18 protein-coding genes are annotated in these 17410 nt (G+C 62.0%); 6 read left to right on the top strand and 12 right to left on the bottom strand.

Features of this window, described 5'->3' with window-relative positions; genetic code table 11:
• Positions 1–148 precede the first annotated feature (148 nt).
• A complete protein-coding gene (locus ACTXG5_RS21885; RefSeq protein ID WP_445160783.1) occupies positions 149–5986 on the top strand; it encodes a type I polyketide synthase in 5838 nt (1945 codons plus the stop codon).
• Positions 5987–6116: 130 nt separating this feature from the next.
• Positions 6117–6572 (top strand): lipocalin-like domain-containing protein, encoded by a 456-nt coding sequence (locus ACTXG5_RS21890; RefSeq protein ID WP_445160784.1) that lies wholly within the window; start codon positions 6117–6119, stop codon positions 6570–6572.
• 82 nt (positions 6573–6654) lie between these two features.
• Here the strand turns inward: ACTXG5_RS21890 and ACTXG5_RS21895 are convergent, their stop codons facing one another.
• Positions 6655–6930 carry a hypothetical protein gene (locus tag ACTXG5_RS21895; RefSeq protein ID WP_445160785.1) on the bottom strand — a complete coding sequence of 92 codons (276 nt, stop codon included), beginning with the start codon at positions 6928–6930 and terminating at the stop codon, positions 6655–6657.
• A 301-nt stretch (positions 6931–7231) separates the two neighbouring features.
• Between ACTXG5_RS21895 and ACTXG5_RS21900 the strand changes: the two genes are divergently transcribed.
• Together ACTXG5_RS21900 and ACTXG5_RS21905 are read left to right on the top strand one after the other, a co-directional pair.
• Entirely contained in the window at positions 7232–7618 is a 387-nt protein-coding gene (locus ACTXG5_RS21900; RefSeq protein WP_445160786.1) for a hypothetical protein, read from the top strand.
• 176 nt (positions 7619–7794) lie between these two features.
• Positions 7795–8469 carry a hypothetical protein gene (locus ACTXG5_RS21905; RefSeq protein ID WP_445160787.1) on the top strand — a complete coding sequence of 225 codons (675 nt, stop codon included), beginning with the start codon at positions 7795–7797 and terminating at the stop codon, positions 8467–8469.
• Positions 8470–8532: 63 nt separating this feature from the next.
• Here ACTXG5_RS21905 and ACTXG5_RS21910 read toward each other — a convergent pair whose 3' ends face one another.
• Positions 8533–10152: an AAA family ATPase gene (locus tag ACTXG5_RS21910; protein WP_445160788.1), complete on the bottom strand. Its 1620-nt coding sequence runs from the start codon at positions 10150–10152 to the stop codon at positions 8533–8535.
• A 282-nt stretch (positions 10153–10434) separates the two neighbouring features.
• Here ACTXG5_RS21910 and ACTXG5_RS21915 point away from each other — a divergent pair, with 282 nt between their 5' ends.
• Together ACTXG5_RS21915 and ACTXG5_RS21920 are read left to right on the top strand one after the other, a co-directional pair.
• Positions 10435–10881 carry a hypothetical protein gene (locus ACTXG5_RS21915; RefSeq protein WP_445160789.1) on the top strand — a complete coding sequence of 149 codons (447 nt, stop codon included), beginning with the start codon at positions 10435–10437 and terminating at the stop codon, positions 10879–10881.
• Positions 10882–11026: 145 nt separating this feature from the next.
• Complete coding sequence (locus ACTXG5_RS21920; protein WP_445160790.1) at positions 11027–11449, top strand: hypothetical protein; 423 nt, start codon at positions 11027–11029, stop codon at positions 11447–11449.
• Positions 11450–11534: 85 nt separating this feature from the next.
• Here ACTXG5_RS21920 and ACTXG5_RS21925 read toward each other — a convergent pair whose 3' ends face one another.
• The 10 genes from ACTXG5_RS21925 to ACTXG5_RS21970 all read right to left on the bottom strand — a co-directional run bounded on the left by ACTXG5_RS21925 (position 11535) and on the right by ACTXG5_RS21970 (position 17394).
• A complete protein-coding gene (locus tag ACTXG5_RS21925; protein WP_445160791.1) occupies positions 11535–11696 on the bottom strand; it encodes a hypothetical protein in 162 nt (53 codons plus the stop codon).
• On the bottom strand, positions 11693–11860 hold the full coding sequence (locus tag ACTXG5_RS21930) for a hypothetical protein (protein WP_445160792.1): 168 nt from the start codon (positions 11858–11860) through the stop codon (positions 11693–11695). Before ACTXG5_RS21930 ends, ACTXG5_RS21925 begins: the two co-directional genes overlap by 4 nt.
• A 2-nt stretch (positions 11861–11862) precedes the next feature.
• Positions 11863–13077 (bottom strand): phage major capsid family protein, encoded by a 1215-nt coding sequence (locus ACTXG5_RS21935; RefSeq protein WP_445160793.1) that lies wholly within the window; start codon positions 13075–13077, stop codon positions 11863–11865.
• Positions 13078–13349: 272 nt separating this feature from the next.
• A complete protein-coding gene (locus tag ACTXG5_RS21940) occupies positions 13350–13808 on the bottom strand; it encodes a hypothetical protein (protein WP_445160794.1) in 459 nt (152 codons plus the stop codon).
• Positions 13808–14104: a hypothetical protein gene (locus ACTXG5_RS21945; RefSeq protein WP_445160795.1), complete on the bottom strand. Its 297-nt coding sequence runs from the start codon at positions 14102–14104 to the stop codon at positions 13808–13810. The genes ACTXG5_RS21940 and ACTXG5_RS21945 overlap by 1 nt, the downstream gene beginning before the upstream one ends.
• Before the next feature lie 119 nt (positions 14105–14223).
• Positions 14224–14421: a hypothetical protein gene (locus tag ACTXG5_RS21950; protein ID WP_445160796.1), complete on the bottom strand. Its 198-nt coding sequence runs from the start codon at positions 14419–14421 to the stop codon at positions 14224–14226.
• Between the two features lie 331 nt (positions 14422–14752).
• Entirely contained in the window at positions 14753–15103 is a 351-nt protein-coding gene (locus tag ACTXG5_RS21955; RefSeq protein ID WP_445160797.1) for a hypothetical protein, read from the bottom strand.
• 183 nt (positions 15104–15286) lie between these two features.
• Positions 15287–15607 (bottom strand): hypothetical protein, encoded by a 321-nt coding sequence (locus tag ACTXG5_RS21960; protein WP_445160798.1) that lies wholly within the window; start codon positions 15605–15607, stop codon positions 15287–15289.
• A gap of 184 nt (positions 15608–15791) precedes the next feature.
• A complete protein-coding gene (locus tag ACTXG5_RS21965; RefSeq protein WP_445160799.1) occupies positions 15792–16697 on the bottom strand; it encodes a tyrosine-type recombinase/integrase in 906 nt (301 codons plus the stop codon).
• Between the two features lie 94 nt (positions 16698–16791).
• Positions 16792–17394 (bottom strand): riboflavin synthase, encoded by a 603-nt coding sequence (locus ACTXG5_RS21970; protein WP_445160800.1) that lies wholly within the window; start codon positions 17392–17394, stop codon positions 16792–16794.
• Positions 17395–17410 lie beyond the last annotated feature (16 nt).

A 17410-nucleotide genomic window follows, 5' to 3' on the forward strand; every position in this document is an offset into this window, starting at 1 on the left:
TTGTCACGGCAGACACCACCATGTCCCATCTCATCCAGTCAAACTATGTCGACGACGAAGTGCCGAGATGGTATTCAAAGCGGCAACTCGGGTAGTTGCCACATCCAATACATCAGGGTAAATCCCATAACTGATAAGGAGTTTCGCGTTGGCTACTCCAGTTGAGCCGATCCATCAGATACTACGTCGCCGCGCGGAGCTTGACCCCGGTCGCACCGCATTTTCTGACCAACGGCGAGCGGTTACCTACGGCTCGTTCTATGAACGAACCGGAAATATCGCCGCGCACTTGGCAATCAATGGCTTGCAACCAGGAGGCCGGGTAGCGCTTTGCCTGGGCAATCGGGTGGAGATGTTGGAGGCTTTCTACGCGGTCTTGCGTGCGGCTGCCGTGGTTGTACCGTTGAATCCGTCGCTCACACAGACGGAGCTGCATCACCAATTGTCCGATAGCGGCGCTGAATGGATCGTCACCGAAGGCACCCGGCTTCCGGGGCTGGTTCCGACCTTAAAGGCCATTCCCTCGATTCGGGTGCTCGTGGTCGGTCCCATGGGCGACGTGGATACCCCCCTGGGCAAAATAGACTTCCCCGCCCTTGATCTCGAGACAATCGCTTGCAAAGCGGTCGGCAACGGTCCTCCCGATAATCCGCAGTTGGACGTTACGGCGTTTCTGTTGTACACATCGGGCACCACTGGCGCACCCAAGGGTGTGCGGTGGACGTTACGTAGTTCCTTGTGGAGCGCGGCCAACAGCTACATTTCGGTGTTCGGTCTCGACCGCAACGACCATATGCTGTGGCCATTACCCCTATTTCATAGTCTTGCAGTTATATTCGCCAACTTGGCCACGGTCATAGCCGGAGCCCACACGCACGTGCTCGACGGGGTCAACACCGACGCCGTGCTAACCGCATTGACGGAGCGCGACTACACGCTACTCGCGGGTGTTCCTACGATGTACCACTATTTAGCCGATGCAGTCGAAGCCCGTGGCGCAATCAATCTGCACGCGTTGCGGGCGTGCCTTTCTGCTGGGGCGCCGGTCACCACAGCAATGAAAGATCGGTTCACTCAAGTTCTAGCAGTCCCCATGATTGATTCATATGGAAGCACCGAGGCGGGCGGTCCCATCACTATCACCCGGCCCGGCGATGAGCCAGTGCCCGGCTCGTGCGGACACGTTGTGCCGGGCCTGGAAATCTGCATCGTCGACGCGGACACCCGAGAGCAGCTGCCATCAGGAGCCGACGGTGAAATATTGGTCCGCGGGCCCAGCGTCATGCTCGGCTACCACCACCGGGATCAGGCAACCCGCGAGGTACTCAATAGCGAGGGCTGGTACTCCACAGGTGATCTCGGAGTCCTCGACGAGCAGGGTAACCTCTATTTACGCGGGCGAGTACGGGAACTGATCATCCGGGGTGGGCAGAATATTTACCCCGGCGAGATCGAGAACATTCTTTCTGGTCACGACTGGATCAGCGAGGTCGCAGTGGTCGGCCAATCGCACCCGGCACTCGGCGAAGTCCCGGTCGCTGCCGTCATACCGCGCCAGCCGCTCTCCGTTGACGAGTTTAAGCAAAGAGTGCGGGAATCGATCGCGGCATGCCGGCAGGAGTTAACAGCCTACAAGGTGCCCGTAGATATCGTCACGGTGGAAGCGATCCCGCGCACTGCGACAGGGAAAATCAAGCGCCACGAATTGCGGAACGGGCTCGAAGCCTCCGAACCGAAGGATGAGCAAAGCACCACCCGCGGCGCCGACCCCGTCCTCGCCGCTGCATGGGTCGAACGGCTCGCGGCCGGCGTCGAAGGTATCAACGCACTCAAGGCAACGTTGGAAGACGTGATGACCGAAGTGCTGAATCTTCCTTTCGGCGCACCGGAACTGGCCCTGCATCAGCCCTTCGGGGCGTTGGGATTCAACTCATTGCTAGGTGTGGAGCTACACAGCCGTTTGGTGGCCGTCACCGGCCTCGAACTGCCTGGGACAGTGATCTACGACCAGCCGACCCCAATGGCGTTGCTGGGTTACCTCGAATCATTGCTAACTTCAGACGCGCGCCAGCCGAAACAGCCACAGCAGGTCCGCATTTTGCCGTCAGTTGCGGAACCCATAGCAATCATTGGGATGGCCTGTCGTTTCCCGGGTGGGGTTGCGTCACCGGAGCAACTTTGGAAGTTGATCGCGACTGAGACGGATGCGATTGGCCCGTTTCCCGCCGACCGAGGTTGGGATTTGGAGAGCCTGCTGAATCCGTCAGGGGGGCAGGGCGCCAGCGCTACTGCATCTGGGGGATTTCTCGAAAACGTCGCCGGGTTCGACCCGCAATTCTTCGATATGTCGCCCCGTGAGGCGCTGGCAACTGACCCCCAACAGCGACTGCTGTTGGAGCTAGCTTGGGAAGCTGCCGAACGCGCCGGCATTGCGCCGGATTCCCTGCGCGACACCGCGACCGGGGTGTTCGTCGGGCTCATGTACCACGACTACGGTGATGGGGTCGACATTCCGGACCTGACCGGGTACCGGGGTATTGGTGTTGCGGGAAGCGTGGCGTCGGGCCGAATCGCCTACAAAATGGGACTGCGCGGACCAGCGGTCACGATCGACACGGCCTGCTCTTCATCGCTCGTGGCGGTGCATCTCGCTACACGTTCACTTCGGTCGGGTGAGTGCGATATGGCCCTGGCCGGAGGAGTAGCCGTAATGGCCACTCCTGCTACCTTCGTCGAGTTCAGCATCCAAGGCGGTCTGTCCGGCGATGGACGCTGTAAGGCATTCGCGGCTGGCGCTAACGGCACTGGTTGGTCTGAAGGCGCTGGATTGCTGATGCTGCAAAGGCTTTCGGATGCTCGTCGCGAAGGGCGATCCGTGTTAGCGGTAATCGATGGCAGCGCGATCAATCAGGATGGCGCCTCCAACGGGCTGTCCGCGCCTAGTGGCCCGGCACAAGAAGAGGTGATCCGGTCCGCGCTAGCCGATGCCGGGATCAGAGCTGATGAGGTTGACGTGGTGGAGGCCCACGGAACCGGAACCATGCTCGGGGACCCGATCGAGGCCAACGCCGTGCTTAACACCTACGGTCAAGGCCGTGGTGACGGCTCGCCAGTTCTGCTAGGGTCGCTGAAATCCAATATCGGCCACGCCCAGTCTGCGGCTGGCGTCGGAGCAATCATCAAAATGGTGCAAGCGTTGCTGCACGAGCAGGCGCCCCGCACGCTACATGCCGAACAGCCGACACCTCATGTTAACTGGTCGAAAGGCGCCGTCCAACTGCTTAATTCATCTCACCCATGGAAAGCGATCCCCGGTCGGGTGCGCCGCGCCGGCGTTTCGTCATTCGGGGTGAGCGGCACCAACGCGCACATCATTCTGGCCGAAAACCCCTCACACACACCGACCACATATGCGAGCGCATCGCCCAGTACACAGCCGGGTAGCGGCGTGGTTTCAGCCCACACCGTGCCATGGGTGTTGTCGGCCAAGTCGGCGGCGGCATTACGGGGCCAAGCCGCCCGGCTGGCACGTCTTGTAGCGGGTGATCTTGCGATGGGGATCGCTGATGTGGCGTGGTCGTTGATTTCGACGCGGGCGATGTTCGCCCATCGCGCGGTCGTACTCGCAGCAGACCGCGGCGCATTCGACGGTGCTTTGCGGGCGTTGGCGCAAGGGAATTCAGCACCAGGGGTGGTTACCGGCACCGCTGCAACTACAGTCGGCGGTGCAGGTGAGGTGGTGTTTGTGTTCCCAGGGCAAGGGGGGCAGTGGGTAGGGATGGCCCAGGGACTGGTTGATGTAGCATCAGTGTTCGCTGAGTCGATGACGGCGTGTGCGCAGGCATTGGCTCCGTTTGTGACGTGGTCCTTGTTTGAGGTGTTGGGGGATGAAGATGCCCTGACGCGGGTGGATGTGGTGCAGCCAGTGTTGTGGGCTGTGATGGTATCGCTGGCGGCGTTGTGGCGTGCGTGCGGAGTCAGTCCGGCTGCGGTGGTAGGACATTCGCAGGGTGAGATCGCCGCGGCGGTGGTCGCTGGAGCGTTGTCGTTGGCCGATGGCGCCAAAGTGGTGGCGTTGCGCAGCCAGGTGTTGGCGCGGCTGTCGGGACATGGTGCGATGGTTTCGGTGGCGCTCGCTGAAGCCGAGGTTCGAGAATTGTTGATCGCCTTGGAGATGGCTGGGGTGGCGGTGGCTGCAGTCAATGGCCCATTCTCGGTGGTGGTTTCGGGCGACCGTCAGGAATTGCAGGCACTGGTGGATCGGTGGGATGAGCAGGGTGTGTGGTGCCGATGGTTGCCGGTGAACTACGCCTCGCACTCACCGCAGACCGAATCGCTGCGTGAGTCCCTGGAATCAGCGTTTGCTTCGGTACGTTGGCAAGCAAGTGCTGTGCCGCTTTATTCGACGGTCACCGGCGAGCGGGTAGACACCGCACAGCTCCGCCCCGACTACTGGTTTACCAATTTGCGGCGCATGGTGCGTTTCCAGCCTGCCATCGAAGCATTGCTAGCTGGCGGCCACCGTAGGTTCGTCGAGGTCAGTCCGCACCCGGTGCTCACCGCGGCTATCGAGGACTGCGCCGGCGACCAGCCGATAATGGCAGTGGGGTCGTTGCGTCGTGATGAATCTGATGTTGATCAGTTCTTGTCGTCGGTGGCTGCCGCGTTTACTTCTGGCGCTGAGGTTGATTGGGCACGCGTCATCGGGCGGCACGCGCGGGTGGAATTGCCGACGTATTCCTTTGATCGGCAACAGTATTGGATTCAGCCGTCAGCGAGTCCGCACCAGGTTCCCCAGACACATCGATACCAACCCCAGACTGAGATTGTCAATAATGGACCAATGCTGGGAAACATGCTGCGGGGTGGGGCCGATACCAATCAACACGCCGTACTCGAGGTCATACAAACCCAGGTAGCGCACGTGCTGGGTCATTCCTCCCCGGCGGCGGTGGATTGCCGTGCAGCGTTCAAGCAGTTGGGCTTCGATTCTGTCTCGGCGATGCAACTCCGCAATCGCCTCTACACCGTCACCGGACTGCGCCTACCCACAACGCTGATCTTTGATCACCCGACCGTAGCTGAACTCGCAGAACACATTCGCACTCATTTGCCCCAGACCGAGACTGAGTCGAATTCATATCCAGGGCAACTCTTCCCTGAGGCATTCGTCAACACTGTCGGGAAGGTGTTCCGACGGGGGGACGTCGAATTGGCTTTCGAATTATGCCTTTTCGCTGCGATCGTACGCCGCGAAGAGGAGTTGGGGACTGGGTCACCCGACAAACTCGCCGCGACCAAAATTGCCCAAGGCCCAGGCACCGTGGCACTTGTGTGCCTCCCTACCTTTATCGCCCCAGCTCATGTCTACCAGTATTCAGCGTTTGCAGAGCAATTCGACGGGAAGCGTGACGTGTGGTTTGTCCCAGTGCCCGGATATTCAGAGGGCGAGGTCTTGTCCAATGGCTTAAGCGATGTGGTTGACTCCCTGGCAGACTCGGTGGTCGAGGTTACCGCCGGGCAAAGGTTTTGTTTACTGGGCCACTCGGGCGGCGGTGTGCTAGCACACGCAGTGGCGGAGCGACTGCACGCACGAAACATCACGCCATCCGCGGTCGTTCTGGTCGACACCTACTTCGCCGCTGACAAACTCAGACCCGAGTTTAAAGCAAAGCTCACGGAAAGACTCTTCAACGGCGAAGTTAGAAGGGAACTCGTGGGCGCAACGCAGCTCACTGCAATGGCGCACTACCTCAACATGTTCGAATCGTGGACGCCCACTACGCTGCCCGCAGTTCCGTCGTTGTTCGTGCGCCCTGCCATACCGTTGTCTCCACTCGAGATGGGGATGACGAGGATCGCCCCACAGCTGTGCATCGACGATGTAGTCGTGCGGGGCGACCACTTCTCGATGTTCGGGAACCATGCAGACGTCGCTGCTAACGACGTAAACAAATGGCTTCAGCCACTGGACAACACCGGGTAACGGGCAGTCCCTACCCTTCGACACTGCTGTCACCGGTATCGGCTAGCACAACCAGCCCGCTGTCGCCGCGCCGCCGCAGCAACGCCATCACCCACCCACATCTACACCTAGCCGAAAGGCCACCAACACAATGACCGTCCTGACTGCAGCCGACTTACGTGCCTTCATCAGCGGCACCTGGATATTGGAGTCATACCAGAGTTATTCGATCGATGGGTCCGACGCCCGCCATCCAATGGGTTCCGATGTCAAAGGAACCATCTTGTACACTGCCGACGGTTACATGTCCGCACAAATCATGCGCCCGGACCGCCCTCGATTCCAGGCCGATGACCTGGGCACCGCCAACAAAGACGAGCTCGCCGCCGCCGGCAGCGGGTACGTGGCCTACTCGGGGCCCTACACCGTCTGGGACGGCGGCATGATTGCCCACCACGTCGCTATCAGTCTGATGCCAAACTGGATCGGCGGCACCCAACACCGCGCAGTTCAGATTGCAGACTCACGCCTACAGCTCACCCCAACCCAACCTGTACTGCTCAACGGGCAGCGCCGCAACGTACGCTTGGTCTGGCGCAGACCATGATTCGCGAATCCTGCCGGCACAGTTGATATTTCGTGTTTCCGCCAATTTTTGCTGTTCGGCGCATTCGCTTTCCAAAAAGGCGTTATCGCCAGCTGGCCGGTAAGTCGATTATGTGATTGGGGCAGAAGTCCTGCGCCCCCTCGGACATGACGTTTCGCGCGTCCGCGGCCGACATCTTGCCGCGCAACACCATGAACGCGTATTCGGCGGGCTGATAACCCAAATCATGTCCCGCTGGATCGTCCATCAGCTGACACGCTTCTTTTTCCTGGCTCGCATTGGCCTGGGCGGTGCCGCAACCGAATAACGACGCCAACCACATCAGCACGCCGACGGCGATTGTGGCGACGACTTTCATTGGCTTCGTGCGGTCATCAGGCGTTCGACGTATTTCGCAATTGTGCGTGAGCTAGCGGTGCGCTTAACCAGGGTAAATGCAGCATGCTTGTTGCTCCTGCGCTCCCCGTTATGTTTGAGCGGTGCGGTGCGCTTAAGGAACACTGCCCCATTATTGCACCACGGTGCATCGCATTCGCTGGATCGCTCTACGCAAGGCTTTGAGCTGGCCTTATGCGTCTTGAAGGCGTTGGCTGAGGACACTACCGTTCACCGCGTACGGCAGCGCACAGGGCGCAGCCAGCACCGAGAGGAAACCACCGATGAACGCAGCAGCCAAGACCGCCCCTAGCACCGCGGCGAAGAAGGCCCCGGCGAAGCAGGCCGTACCGGCCAAAGCGACAGCCAAGGCCAAGGTCCTTCCCAAGCCGGTGGCGATGCAGTGGGAAGCCAAAGACATGCGGGGCACCGGCTACCAGGTGGCCAACGGGGCGCGGCACACCTACCGCGTCGCGGAGAGCGAGGGCGCGTGGTGGTGCGGCCAGAAGCTGACCAACGGCGGGTCATGGGTGCACGTCGCAGACCGCTGCGCCACCGAGGGCCAGGCGAAGGAGCTTGCGGGCTACGTCGAAGGCGGGGCCACCTGGTTGAGCCACCAGGCGATGCGGGACGTGCCGTTCGAGACCGTGATCGAGCAGTACAGCAGCTAGCGATCACCCAACCGCCCCGGCCCCACACGGTCGGGGCGGTCCGTTTTGTCTAGCGTCACGCCTGGCGGATTACACCGTGGCGCGGGTGCAACCACCCTCCGGACCAGTCGCCGGCGACGCGATGAGGATGGTGGAAAACCGGGCGACGGAACTGCCGCGGTCGTAACGTCTGCGGGGTGAATGGTTGGGACGTTGTGGTGCCGGTGGCGTCCGTGGCGGTCACGGGCGGCGTGGCGATCTGGTCGAAGATCATTGACGCCCGTTCGAAGCGGGAGGACCGGCAGCATGCAACCGCCCTCGACTACGAGCGCCGGTCAGGGGAGGACAAGAAGGCCGTGCTCAGGATGCTCATCGCGGCAACCCTGCACGTCAAGGAGCAAGCACAGCTCAGGGGCGATGAACTCACCGAGGAAGTCACCGACGATACCCAGCGCCGCAGGAAAGCTAGGGCGACCAGCGCGCTATTTGAATTCCGCAATCAGCTGGATGTCGACGGGAGAATTGCCGAGCTGAAGGCCTACGCCGCGGAGCCAGTGAGCCAGCTTGTCGACGCCATGCTCGTCGAAGCGGACCGTCAGTTCGGTAGGTGCCCCCTACCGCTCTTGTCTATCGACAGAACCAGGAAGGAGATAGCCGACCTGCGCAACGCACGGAAGAGCGGAAACGATGACATGACAGTGGACACCTACCACATGAAGTGGCTAGAGCTGACAAGCCAAGAAGACAGGTGGCTGGAGAGGATCAGCCAGGACTCGAACCTCGATGTCGATTGGCTGCTAGATCTTTGCGACCGTACATACCGAGCAGCGCGCAAAGACCTTCGCGGCGAGTACGGGGGCACCGAAGGCTGACGGCGCGGCTCTCGACGGAAACCAAGGTGCTGGCGGCGCGCCGGTGCCTGGCGCTCGTGCGGTTCAGTCGAAGATGTCTGCTCGCAAGTCCTCGTACGGCTTCATACCGGGGCGTAGCAGGGGGGCCAGTTTGCCTTTTGCGAACGCATCCCAGTTGCTTCCCGGCTGCGTCAAAGACAACAGCCTCCGGGCCTCGTTGTATACATCACCCGCGATCCTCTTCAGGTCGTCCGGGTCATTCCCGCGCCCAATACTGGCCTGCAGGGCCGCTTGCTTTGCAACTATGAGATCCGGAACCTTCTCGCTCTGTTGTTCAGCCTCGCAAAGAGCTTGCAGGACTTCGTCATCCAAGAGGAACGCCTCGATGTGGCGGCGCGAAAGCACCCGAACCCCATTGGCGATCATCTGTTGGACCTCAGCCGCATCCATAAGATCTCGATCGACCACTCTGATGATGCGTGTTCCGTAGTTCACCGCTTGGATCGCCTGACCGGCACCGAGCCGATCGTTCCTCACGTCGTCACTGTTGCCGATCGATAGAAAGTCGGTATTCGGTTTTTCGGCTGCGAAGATTACTCGGTAGCAACTTGCATCGAATTCTGCTTTCCGATCTTGGTTGTTGACCCTCGGCCGCCCTTCGCACAGCACGATTTCCTCTGGTGCTACAAGTTGCGCTAGATCTCCTAGTGCAACGTCGAGCGCGCGCGACCAGAACTGACGCGAGGGCGTCGTTGGCAGTATCACCTGCGGCTCGTCGAAATTAAGGTCTTGAAGGTCAAGGAAGACAACGGAGTTGGGATCGTTCTTGGCCATCTCCCATGCCTCGCGCATAAAACCGATGCTGTGGCTCGCTATGATCATCTGGCTATTCGGCGGCACGAGTTCCACAAGCGTCCTCATCAATGATGCCTGGACCCGGGTGTTCAAATGGCTCTCCGGCTCATCTATGCACCAGACGGAGTTATCAAAATAGGAGCCCTTCACCACGGCGTCGAGAATGAGGTCAAAGGCGGCCTTTTCGCCAGCAGACAGGTTCTTGTAGAGAAAATTTGATGCCGTTCCCTTCGTGAAGTAGAAGGTGTTAATTCCGCCCGGGCTACCCATTACCTCGCCGACACCTTCGAGCACCAGGTCTGGAAAGACCTTCTGCATAGCTCGTTGAATTTGGCCAACGATGCGATCCCGGACTTCCGCCTTAGTTGTGTCGTCCGGTAATTCCTGACTGAAAATACCGCTGATCGTGGCCATGATCATTCGTTGATAGTTATCCGAAACCGACTGATCGTTGTCGATCATGCGTTGGACCCTGACGCTATCGAGCGGCGATGTAACCCGACCTAAACTCGTCACGTTGAAGTCCGCCTCATGTCGGAACGCGCTGCGGATGTAGATGAGCTTCTTCAGTTCGTCAGTGCCCTCAGGCAGCGGTTCGTGGAACTCGACTCGCACGTGGTCGGGCCATTGGATTGGTGGCACGCCCACCTTCGCCCCATAGGCCTCGTCCCACGATGACGGCACGGAGCCAAACACCCAGTGCCACGTCTTCAAGCCATCGAACAGCGATGACTTGCCGGAACCGTTGGGTCCCGCCAAGACGATCAGACGAGCGGAGGCCGGCAGCCCTTGGATATGGGTGTCCGTGAAGCGCTTGAATGCTCGTAGGTGAATCTCCTTCAATCGCACGCCGTCATCTTGCCGATGTCCGGGCCGACGCGTGACTAGAACGCGAAATTCTTCCCGGCCACGACGTGAGGCTCGGCGTCGGCAAATGCGTCCAGGGGCTGTTTACTTTCCAGGTAAACGCCGCTCTGGGCGGAAGTGACCGGGACCAGGGCCTTGAACGACAACCAGGACCGAGTTGGACGTTTACTTTCCGGGGGTAAATAGCCCCTCCGGGCTGGCTTGGGGGAGGCGCGCGGCCCGCAACTTCTGACCCACCCGGGGCATCAGTAATAGTGTTGGCCCATGCCAGAGGGCGGAACGCTACCGTTAATCCTTGGAGCCGTGCCCGCTGTGGCAGGCCTGCTCGGCAAGATCTATCTCGCAGGATCCGCCGATAGCAAAGTGACGCGAAGACTTGCGAAGGATTCAGAACTCTACAAAGAAGTCCCGGAAAGTTCGAAGAAGGCGCTGGAAGAGCTCATCAGCCAAGAGGTTCAGATCCACGTCCAGCGCAGACGGCGCAAGATTTCCTGGATAACGGTTGTGACCCTTGTCGTTGTGGCGGCTGTCATGGGAGGCGCTGGGAGCGGACTGGCCTGGCTCGCCCTAAACACATCATGGGTCTTCTGGTATTTCTTTGTCCCAGTAGCGTTCTTGGGCTTCGGGCTGGTTGCGGCTGGGGCACTTCAAGTATTCACTTATCCCGACGAATCGGGCAATTACCCCACGCGTGGTCGCCAAAAGAGCTGATCCAGCCGCTGACAATGGCTGGCTGCACGAGCGTGCCGTCTGTGCAGGCCCGCAAGTGACTCGCTCAGGGGTGGTGCGACTCGCAACTTTTGAAGGATTACCCACCTCGTCCCCCGTGCAGATGGTGACCTGAGACGATTCGCAAATGGTTCCTTGGTGGCAATCCGTCCTCGGCGGCGTTGGAGTGGTACTCGCGGCGGTCATAGCCGGCTCTTTCGCCGTGCGAAACGCGCGCAAAACGCCACATGAGACACTCAAGACTCTCGTCGACATCGCCGAGAAGGCCGAGAATCTGCTCGAACCCGACGATCAAGACGTCCTCAAGGCTGCGATGCAACGCGAAATTCAGCGCATCGATCGGCTGAACCAGGCACGCCTCGAAGGCTTCTGGACCTACTTGGGGGAGACCCTCAAGCAGGGCCTTGCCTCTGACGCGTTCACCCTCGTATTTGGTGGGTTAGCTGGAGGCTTGTTTCGAGCAACAGTCGAACTCGAGGTGGCTCTCTTCCGGAGACTCCGCCGGAAGATACGAGCTTCCGAGGGTGCACAGAACCCTCCCGAGGCGTGAGTGACGCCCGCCGCTTTCCAGACGACGCGGCCAGCCAACCCCGGCCACCGCGAGTCCGGCCAAAGCCACGCGACGGTAAAGCGATTCAAGTGAGGATGGCCGGCTGTACGAGCGTCCCGTCTGCGGTGGCCCGTAGGTGACCGCACTTGACCAGGTGCCGTATGCGCTCGACAGTGGTGTCCATGCGTTGGGCGCACTCCTGCACCGGGACGTAGCCGCGAGCTAGCGCATCGAAATAGCTGATCATCCGCGGCTCGTTTCCCGTACCCAGGTGCGGCCCGACTCCAACGCCTTCGCCTTGGTCGGGTAGGCGGCGGTGCTGTCGTGGGTACTTGCCCAGGGTGAGCGCCAGCGCCAACGCCAGGACCTCCCGTCCTTGAACGCGGTTACCGTGTCGTCGTGCTCGGTCACGGTTACGCCGTCAGGTCAACGATGGCTGCGGCACGCGGTTGCAGGATGCCGATGCCGACCAGGGCCTCGGCGCGCACCTGGACGGCGTTGGTGGCGAACAGGGTGTCGCCGAACGCGTTCGCGATGATCTGCATGTTCCAGTGGACAAACAGTTTCAACGCCGCGTTCCAGTCCGCGAGGATCGCGGTGCCCTGCGGGATTGACGGTGACACCACACGCGGCCGGGTTTCCCCAAAGATGTTGTCCGCGAGGGACGCCTGCGCTCCCAGGCCGGTTGGGTAGCCACCCGAGAGGAACCCGCCCGAGCTTCCCCACCGCAACAGGTCGATGGTCTGCGCGTCGGCAGGGTTCAGCGCCCATCCGTTGGGCACGACGCCGATGTTCTGCAGCGCGGTGACCGCGCTGCGCAGCGTCGTCGGCAGGTCGGTGTTGTATGCGACCGCCGTTGTGCCAGCGACCTTGAGGAGCCCGGTCATGTGCTCGCCCGATCCGGTGCCTGGACCGGTGCCGGCGGCAGAGCCAACTGCTTCGGCCTCGAGCGCATCGAGCACGCCTTGGGCGAGCTCAGTGCTGAGCCAGTTGGCAATCTCGTTCTCGTCCACCCAGATTCGGTACGGCACGGGTTCGGACAGGTGGGCAATGACCCGGCAGCGGTCGTTGACGGGCACCACGGTGTTCACCGAAGTCGGCTTCTCGGCCAGGTCCGGAACGGCCGCCGCATTGTTGGTGCGCACCGTGGCCCGGAAATATTCAAACGCCATGCAATCGACGCCCTGCCGGTTGGTGAACAAGTCGATCAACCGCACCGGACGCGGGATGGCCACCACGGAAGGCTGGACCAGGTTGGGGATGTCGACGCTGCCCGAGATGACAGCGCGGGACTCCTTGCCTCCGAGGTCGCGGCGCAACGCTTGCGCAGCGGTGCGGCCCCACGCCAGGCTGGCCGCGCGGGAATCGCCGCCAGCACCACCGAGCACTGCATGGCGCTGTGCGTCCGTCAGGCTGCCTTCGCGCTCGACTTCTTCCCGAAGGTCTTTGGCGCGCTCGACCAGGCCTTCGATGAGCTCGGTGAGGGAGCGGAACTCGGCGGTCTCCGCGACGGACAGGGTGTCGCGGCTTTCGGCCTGGGCGCGGTCGAAGATCTGCTTCCGCTGGGCTTCGACGTCGCGTGCGGTGGCGCGCAGCCGTGCGAGCATTTCCTGGTTGGCGGATGACATGGCGGGGCCTCCAAGGGCGTAAGGCGTGCGGAATCGAGTCCAATTGCACCGCAACGCAATTCAGGCGTGGATTCTCTTGGCCGCGTCGAATCGTGCCGAACGTCCTACAGCCGATGGTCCCGATACAGGCCGCCGTGCCAGCGCATCACCTGTCGAACCGATGGCGCTGCCCCGACTGTGCCAGCCTGCGGACAGCGCTTGCGAGATCGGATGCTACGCCGCCTCCCCGTTGGCGCCAAGCACCGAATCCCCTTGTGCCGCATTCCAGCGCGCTACACCCGGTCGTCGGGTGGCCCGCTCACCTCAGGCCACGACGGCAAACGGGAGGTGTCGCGGGGCTCGCCGTGGGGGTGTGCGCGGCGGTACTCGTTGAGCCAGGCCTGCAGATCTTGGCGTTCCTGCTCGTCCTGCAGCGCAAGGAATTCGAGTTGCGCCACCAGGCCGACGCAGAACGTCAGCACGCCTTCGTCGTTACGGTGGCGCTCCGCCAGGGCAAGCAGGTCGTCCCGGATGCCGTCGCGCTCCGCGGTGTTCATGACGTCGATGGGCTCGCCCGGCGGCTGCGGGTACTCGTAACCCAGCGCCTTCCGGATCCGCCACAGCCACCACGACGCCCACGGGCCAATCGGCCGCTGCGTCATGCCGGCGAAAATCTCGAACTCGTCGGCGAGTACCAGCAGTTCGTCGCGTGGGAGCCCGTCGACCAGATCGCGCAAATCGAGGTCATGCATCAGGGGTGCTCCTTCGGCGGCGGTTGGAGGGCGGGCGGATGCATTGTGGCGAGGCGCTTTCGCAGCTTGTCGGTGGGCACGCAGGTGAACGGCTGAGGATCGAGGGGCACTAGGCGGCCCGTGTCGTCGCGCAGCGCGTGGAGGACGCGGGAACGATGATCCGGGTGCAGTTGCAGCACGAGGCCGTCGACTGGGCCCGTGTACCAATCTGCCCCGTTCTCGCCTGGATAGACGGCAAGCCATCTGTCGTCGAATACGCGCTGCCGCACGGTGTGCCACTGGTCGTTTTGGCTCACAGCGTCTCCCTGGGCGCTCGCGGGCGCTGTTGGGGTGCGCTGACCCTGGGGCGGTGGTGTTGGCCGATCGTGCGTGACCCTGGCCTGGTTCAGCATGCAATGCCCGCTATCACGATCGGTCACGCGTTTCCTTTCTCGAGTTCGGCGAGGCGTTTTGCCGCGACGCTCTTGCGGCGCTGGGCGTCATGCTCACGCTGCATGCGCAGCAGCCGCTGATTCCTCGCTTCCCAAGAACATTCGGCGCACACGCCCGAACGATTTGCGGGCCGCAACGGTGCGCCGCAACTGCAGTACTCCACCAGGCGGGACGCTGTCATGGCTGTGCCGCTAGTCCCGTCCCCGGCCGACGCAACGACTGCGTGATGGTGTGGCTGGTTCGTGCGCGTGGTCGGTTGTGGGGCGCTGGACGTGTGCGCGGTGTCGCGCTGCTCAGTGGTTGCCTGGCCGCGCATGCGTTTCGACAGGTAACCAGTGAAATGGGTAGCAGCGGCGTTAGCCCGCTGCTCTGGGAAATGGGATATGGGAGATGGGTGTTACTTACGTAAGTAGGTACATACCCATATGTCGCAGGGGTTTTCACCCGGTTACTCACCCGGTTACTCACCGGGTGAAACCCCCTGGCACTCCGCGGGAAAACAGCCTCCATCGTCAGTCCTGGGCCGCCCGCCTCCGACTCTGCTTCTCGCGGTTGCGCTTTCGCTCCGACCGCACATAGTCGGCCGTGTTACCCGGCCTGATCCATTTAAATCGGTAGCCGTAGTCGACACGCTCCCACATGCCCTGCGCGATGAGCCCTTTGGCCAGACGTGGCCCAGTGTGCTGACCCCGAACCCACTCATCAGGCACAAACCATTCAACGGGGACTTCCTCTTCCGGTCGGCCCCGCACTTGCCCCATGCACCAGGACCCGGCCTTGTGGTACAGCTCAAACGAGCCCTGTCCGGCCCTGATAAAGCGCGGGTCGCTGTGCTCCTCGTCGCCGATATTCCAGAAAGTCACCGGTCTACCGCCCCTCGCCGGCCGTCCGCGCGGGCGCGGCGTTTGTCGGGGTTCGTCGCACCAACGCGCTACGCTGAGGCCGCGAGAACTGAAGAGCGTATGTGATGCGTTCTGCCGTGCCGGCGTTCTTCGCACGGGTGCCCCTACGGTGCTGCCGTGGGGGCACCCGCTTGCGCGGCGTACTCACGCCGCGCCACCGGCCTTGCGGCGGCGCGCTTTCGCCGATCTGAGGGCGAGGTCGGCAAAGTACGCCTTCCGGGCGCTCTCCGCGCGCTTACGACGCTCAGCGGGTAGCAGCAACCCATCGGGGTCGATCTGCTTTTCGTGGTAGCGCAACGATGACGGTGAATTACCCCGTGCAGCAGCGGTTCTCGCTGTGCGATTGGTTTCTTTGGCCCACTGCGTGTGGACAGCCTTTTCGGAGCGCTTCTTACGCTCGAACGCGGTGAGACCCGTCTTGGGGGTTAGCGGGTCGTTGTCAGTGGGAGCGTCGATGGACGACACTGGGTATCCCTTCAGGCAGAACAACGGCGGTTGTGTCTGCCCTCGCGACTGCGCGTGGGCTACCTCAGGTGATGTCGTCGGCTATCCGGTAGACCGCTCCTCGACTCGTTGGGGTGGTTGCTAGCGCACAGTACACCTGGGCGGTGCGCTAATCGGGTGAGGTGTGCACCCCGGTGTGTTGCGCCTACAGGTCGGCGCCCAGGTCGAGCCGTTTGGCTTCTGCTGCAGCGCGATCCGATGCGGTTGCGCGGGTGTACCTGTCGAGCATGTCGCGACTCGACCATCCCGCGAGGGCCATCAGCCCACCCTCGCTACCGCCTGCGGCCAGCCAGCGCTGCGCGGACGTGTGGCGCAGCAGATGCAAATGAAACCCAGAGATTCCGGCCGCGATGGCTCGCTGCTTCATTGCCTTGTCCAGTCCGTGGTAGCGCAGGTTTTGACCACCGCCGCCGAGCCAGAGCGCTTTGGTGGTGTCGGCTAGCCGGTGGCCGCTGCGTGCTCGGCGCAGATAGCGCTCGATGCACGTCGCCGCCTGGGGGCTGAAAGAAACCACGCGAGCCTTGCCGCCTTTGCCGCGCCGCACCACCGCGAGCCCGTGGCCCAGGTCCATGTCGTCAACGTTGAGCCCAAGCACCTCCCCCGCCCGCAACCCGGTCTCGATCATCAGCCGCGCAATCGCCTCGTCGCGTAATTCCAGGAACGCCTTGCCCTTGCACGCTTTGACCAGTCGCCGGCAGTCGTCATCGGAGAGGCGTTGGACGAGCTTGGTGTCGATTTTCGGCGGTTTGAGCTCCAACAGCGTGTTGGAGTCGAGTTCGTCCTCGGCGTACAGCCAGGCGGCGTACCGCCTCAGGGCCGCGTACCGGGCACGGGCAGTGTTGGGCTGTACTCCTCGATCGAGCAGGTTGGCAAGGAACGACTGCGCCAGGCGGAGGTCGAGCGCTGGGGTGTGGCCGTTGGCATCGCACCATCGAACAAATAAGCGCGCACCGATGAGATAGCTCTCGATGGTTGACGGCGATTTTCGCTCCGCCTTGAGGGCAATTTCCCAGGACCCTAGCAATGCGGCGATGTCGGGTGGGGCTGGCATATTGGCGGTTCCTTTTCGCTAGCGCTGCGCTAGAAATACGTTACACCTGCACCACTACGCTACCCCGCTATATTACATTATCACTGGTAGTTGGTTATTTTTCGCCCATCAACCGCTCAACATATTTCGCAATAACGTCGACTTCGAGGTTCACCTGGGTGCCGACCGGGGCATGACCCAGGGTGGTCAATTCCCGGGTCGTCGGAATCAACGAGACCTCGAACCAGTCCCGCGGCTCGGCGCCGAGGCCGGAGACCGTCAGCGAAATCCCGTCGACGGTGATCGACCCCTTCTCCACGACATAGCGAGCGACCGCCGCCGGGATCTCGATGCGCACCACTTCCCAGTGTTCCGAGGGCGTGCGGGCCACCACCTCGCCGGTGCCGTCGACGTGCCCCTGCACGATGTGCCCGCCGAGCCGGCTGTTGACAGCCGCGGCGCGCTCCAGATTGACCCGCTTACCGACCTCCAACCCGCCCAGGTTGGACCGGTCCAGGGTCTCGGCCATGACATCGGCGGTGAATTGGCCGTCGGCCAGCAGCTCGACAACCGTCAGGCAAACCCCGTTGACGGCGATCGAATCTCCGTGGCCGGCGTCGGCGGTGACGACGGGTCCGCGGATGGTCAGGCGGGCCGCGTCGGCGAGGACGTCCCGGCCGATTACCTCGCCGAGCTCCTCGACAATTCCGGTGAACATTCCATCAGGCTAATTC

Source organism: Mycobacterium sp. Dal123C01, from assembly GCF_052566995.1.

Coding starts and splice junctions, on each gene's coding strand:
- ACTXG5_RS21890 (WP_445160784.1), top strand. CDS start 6,117: ATGACCGTCCTGACTGCAGCCGACTTACGTGCCTTCATCAGCGGCACC.
- ACTXG5_RS21895 (WP_445160785.1), bottom strand. CDS start 6,930: ATGAAAGTCGTCGCCACAATCGCCGTCGGCGTGCTGATGTGGTTGGCG.
- ACTXG5_RS21900 (WP_445160786.1), top strand. CDS start 7,232: ATGAACGCAGCAGCCAAGACCGCCCCTAGCACCGCGGCGAAGAAGGCC.
- ACTXG5_RS21915 (WP_445160789.1), top strand. CDS start 10,435: ATGCCAGAGGGCGGAACGCTACCGTTAATCCTTGGAGCCGTGCCCGCT.
- ACTXG5_RS21920 (WP_445160790.1), top strand. CDS start 11,027: ATGGTTCCTTGGTGGCAATCCGTCCTCGGCGGCGTTGGAGTGGTACTC.
- ACTXG5_RS21925 (WP_445160791.1), bottom strand. CDS start 11,696: ATGATCAGCTATTTCGATGCGCTAGCTCGCGGCTACGTCCCGGTGCAG.
- ACTXG5_RS21935 (WP_445160793.1), bottom strand. CDS start 13,077: ATGTCATCCGCCAACCAGGAAATGCTCGCACGGCTGCGCGCCACCGCA.
- ACTXG5_RS21940 (WP_445160794.1), bottom strand. CDS start 13,808: ATGCATGACCTCGATTTGCGCGATCTGGTCGACGGGCTCCCACGCGAC.
- ACTXG5_RS21950 (WP_445160796.1), bottom strand. CDS start 14,421: ATGACAGCGTCCCGCCTGGTGGAGTACTGCAGTTGCGGCGCACCGTTG.
- ACTXG5_RS21965 (WP_445160799.1), bottom strand. CDS start 16,697: ATGCCAGCCCCACCCGACATCGCCGCATTGCTAGGGTCCTGGGAAATT.
- ACTXG5_RS21970 (WP_445160800.1), bottom strand. CDS start 17,394: ATGTTCACCGGAATTGTCGAGGAGCTCGGCGAGGTAATCGGCCGGGAC.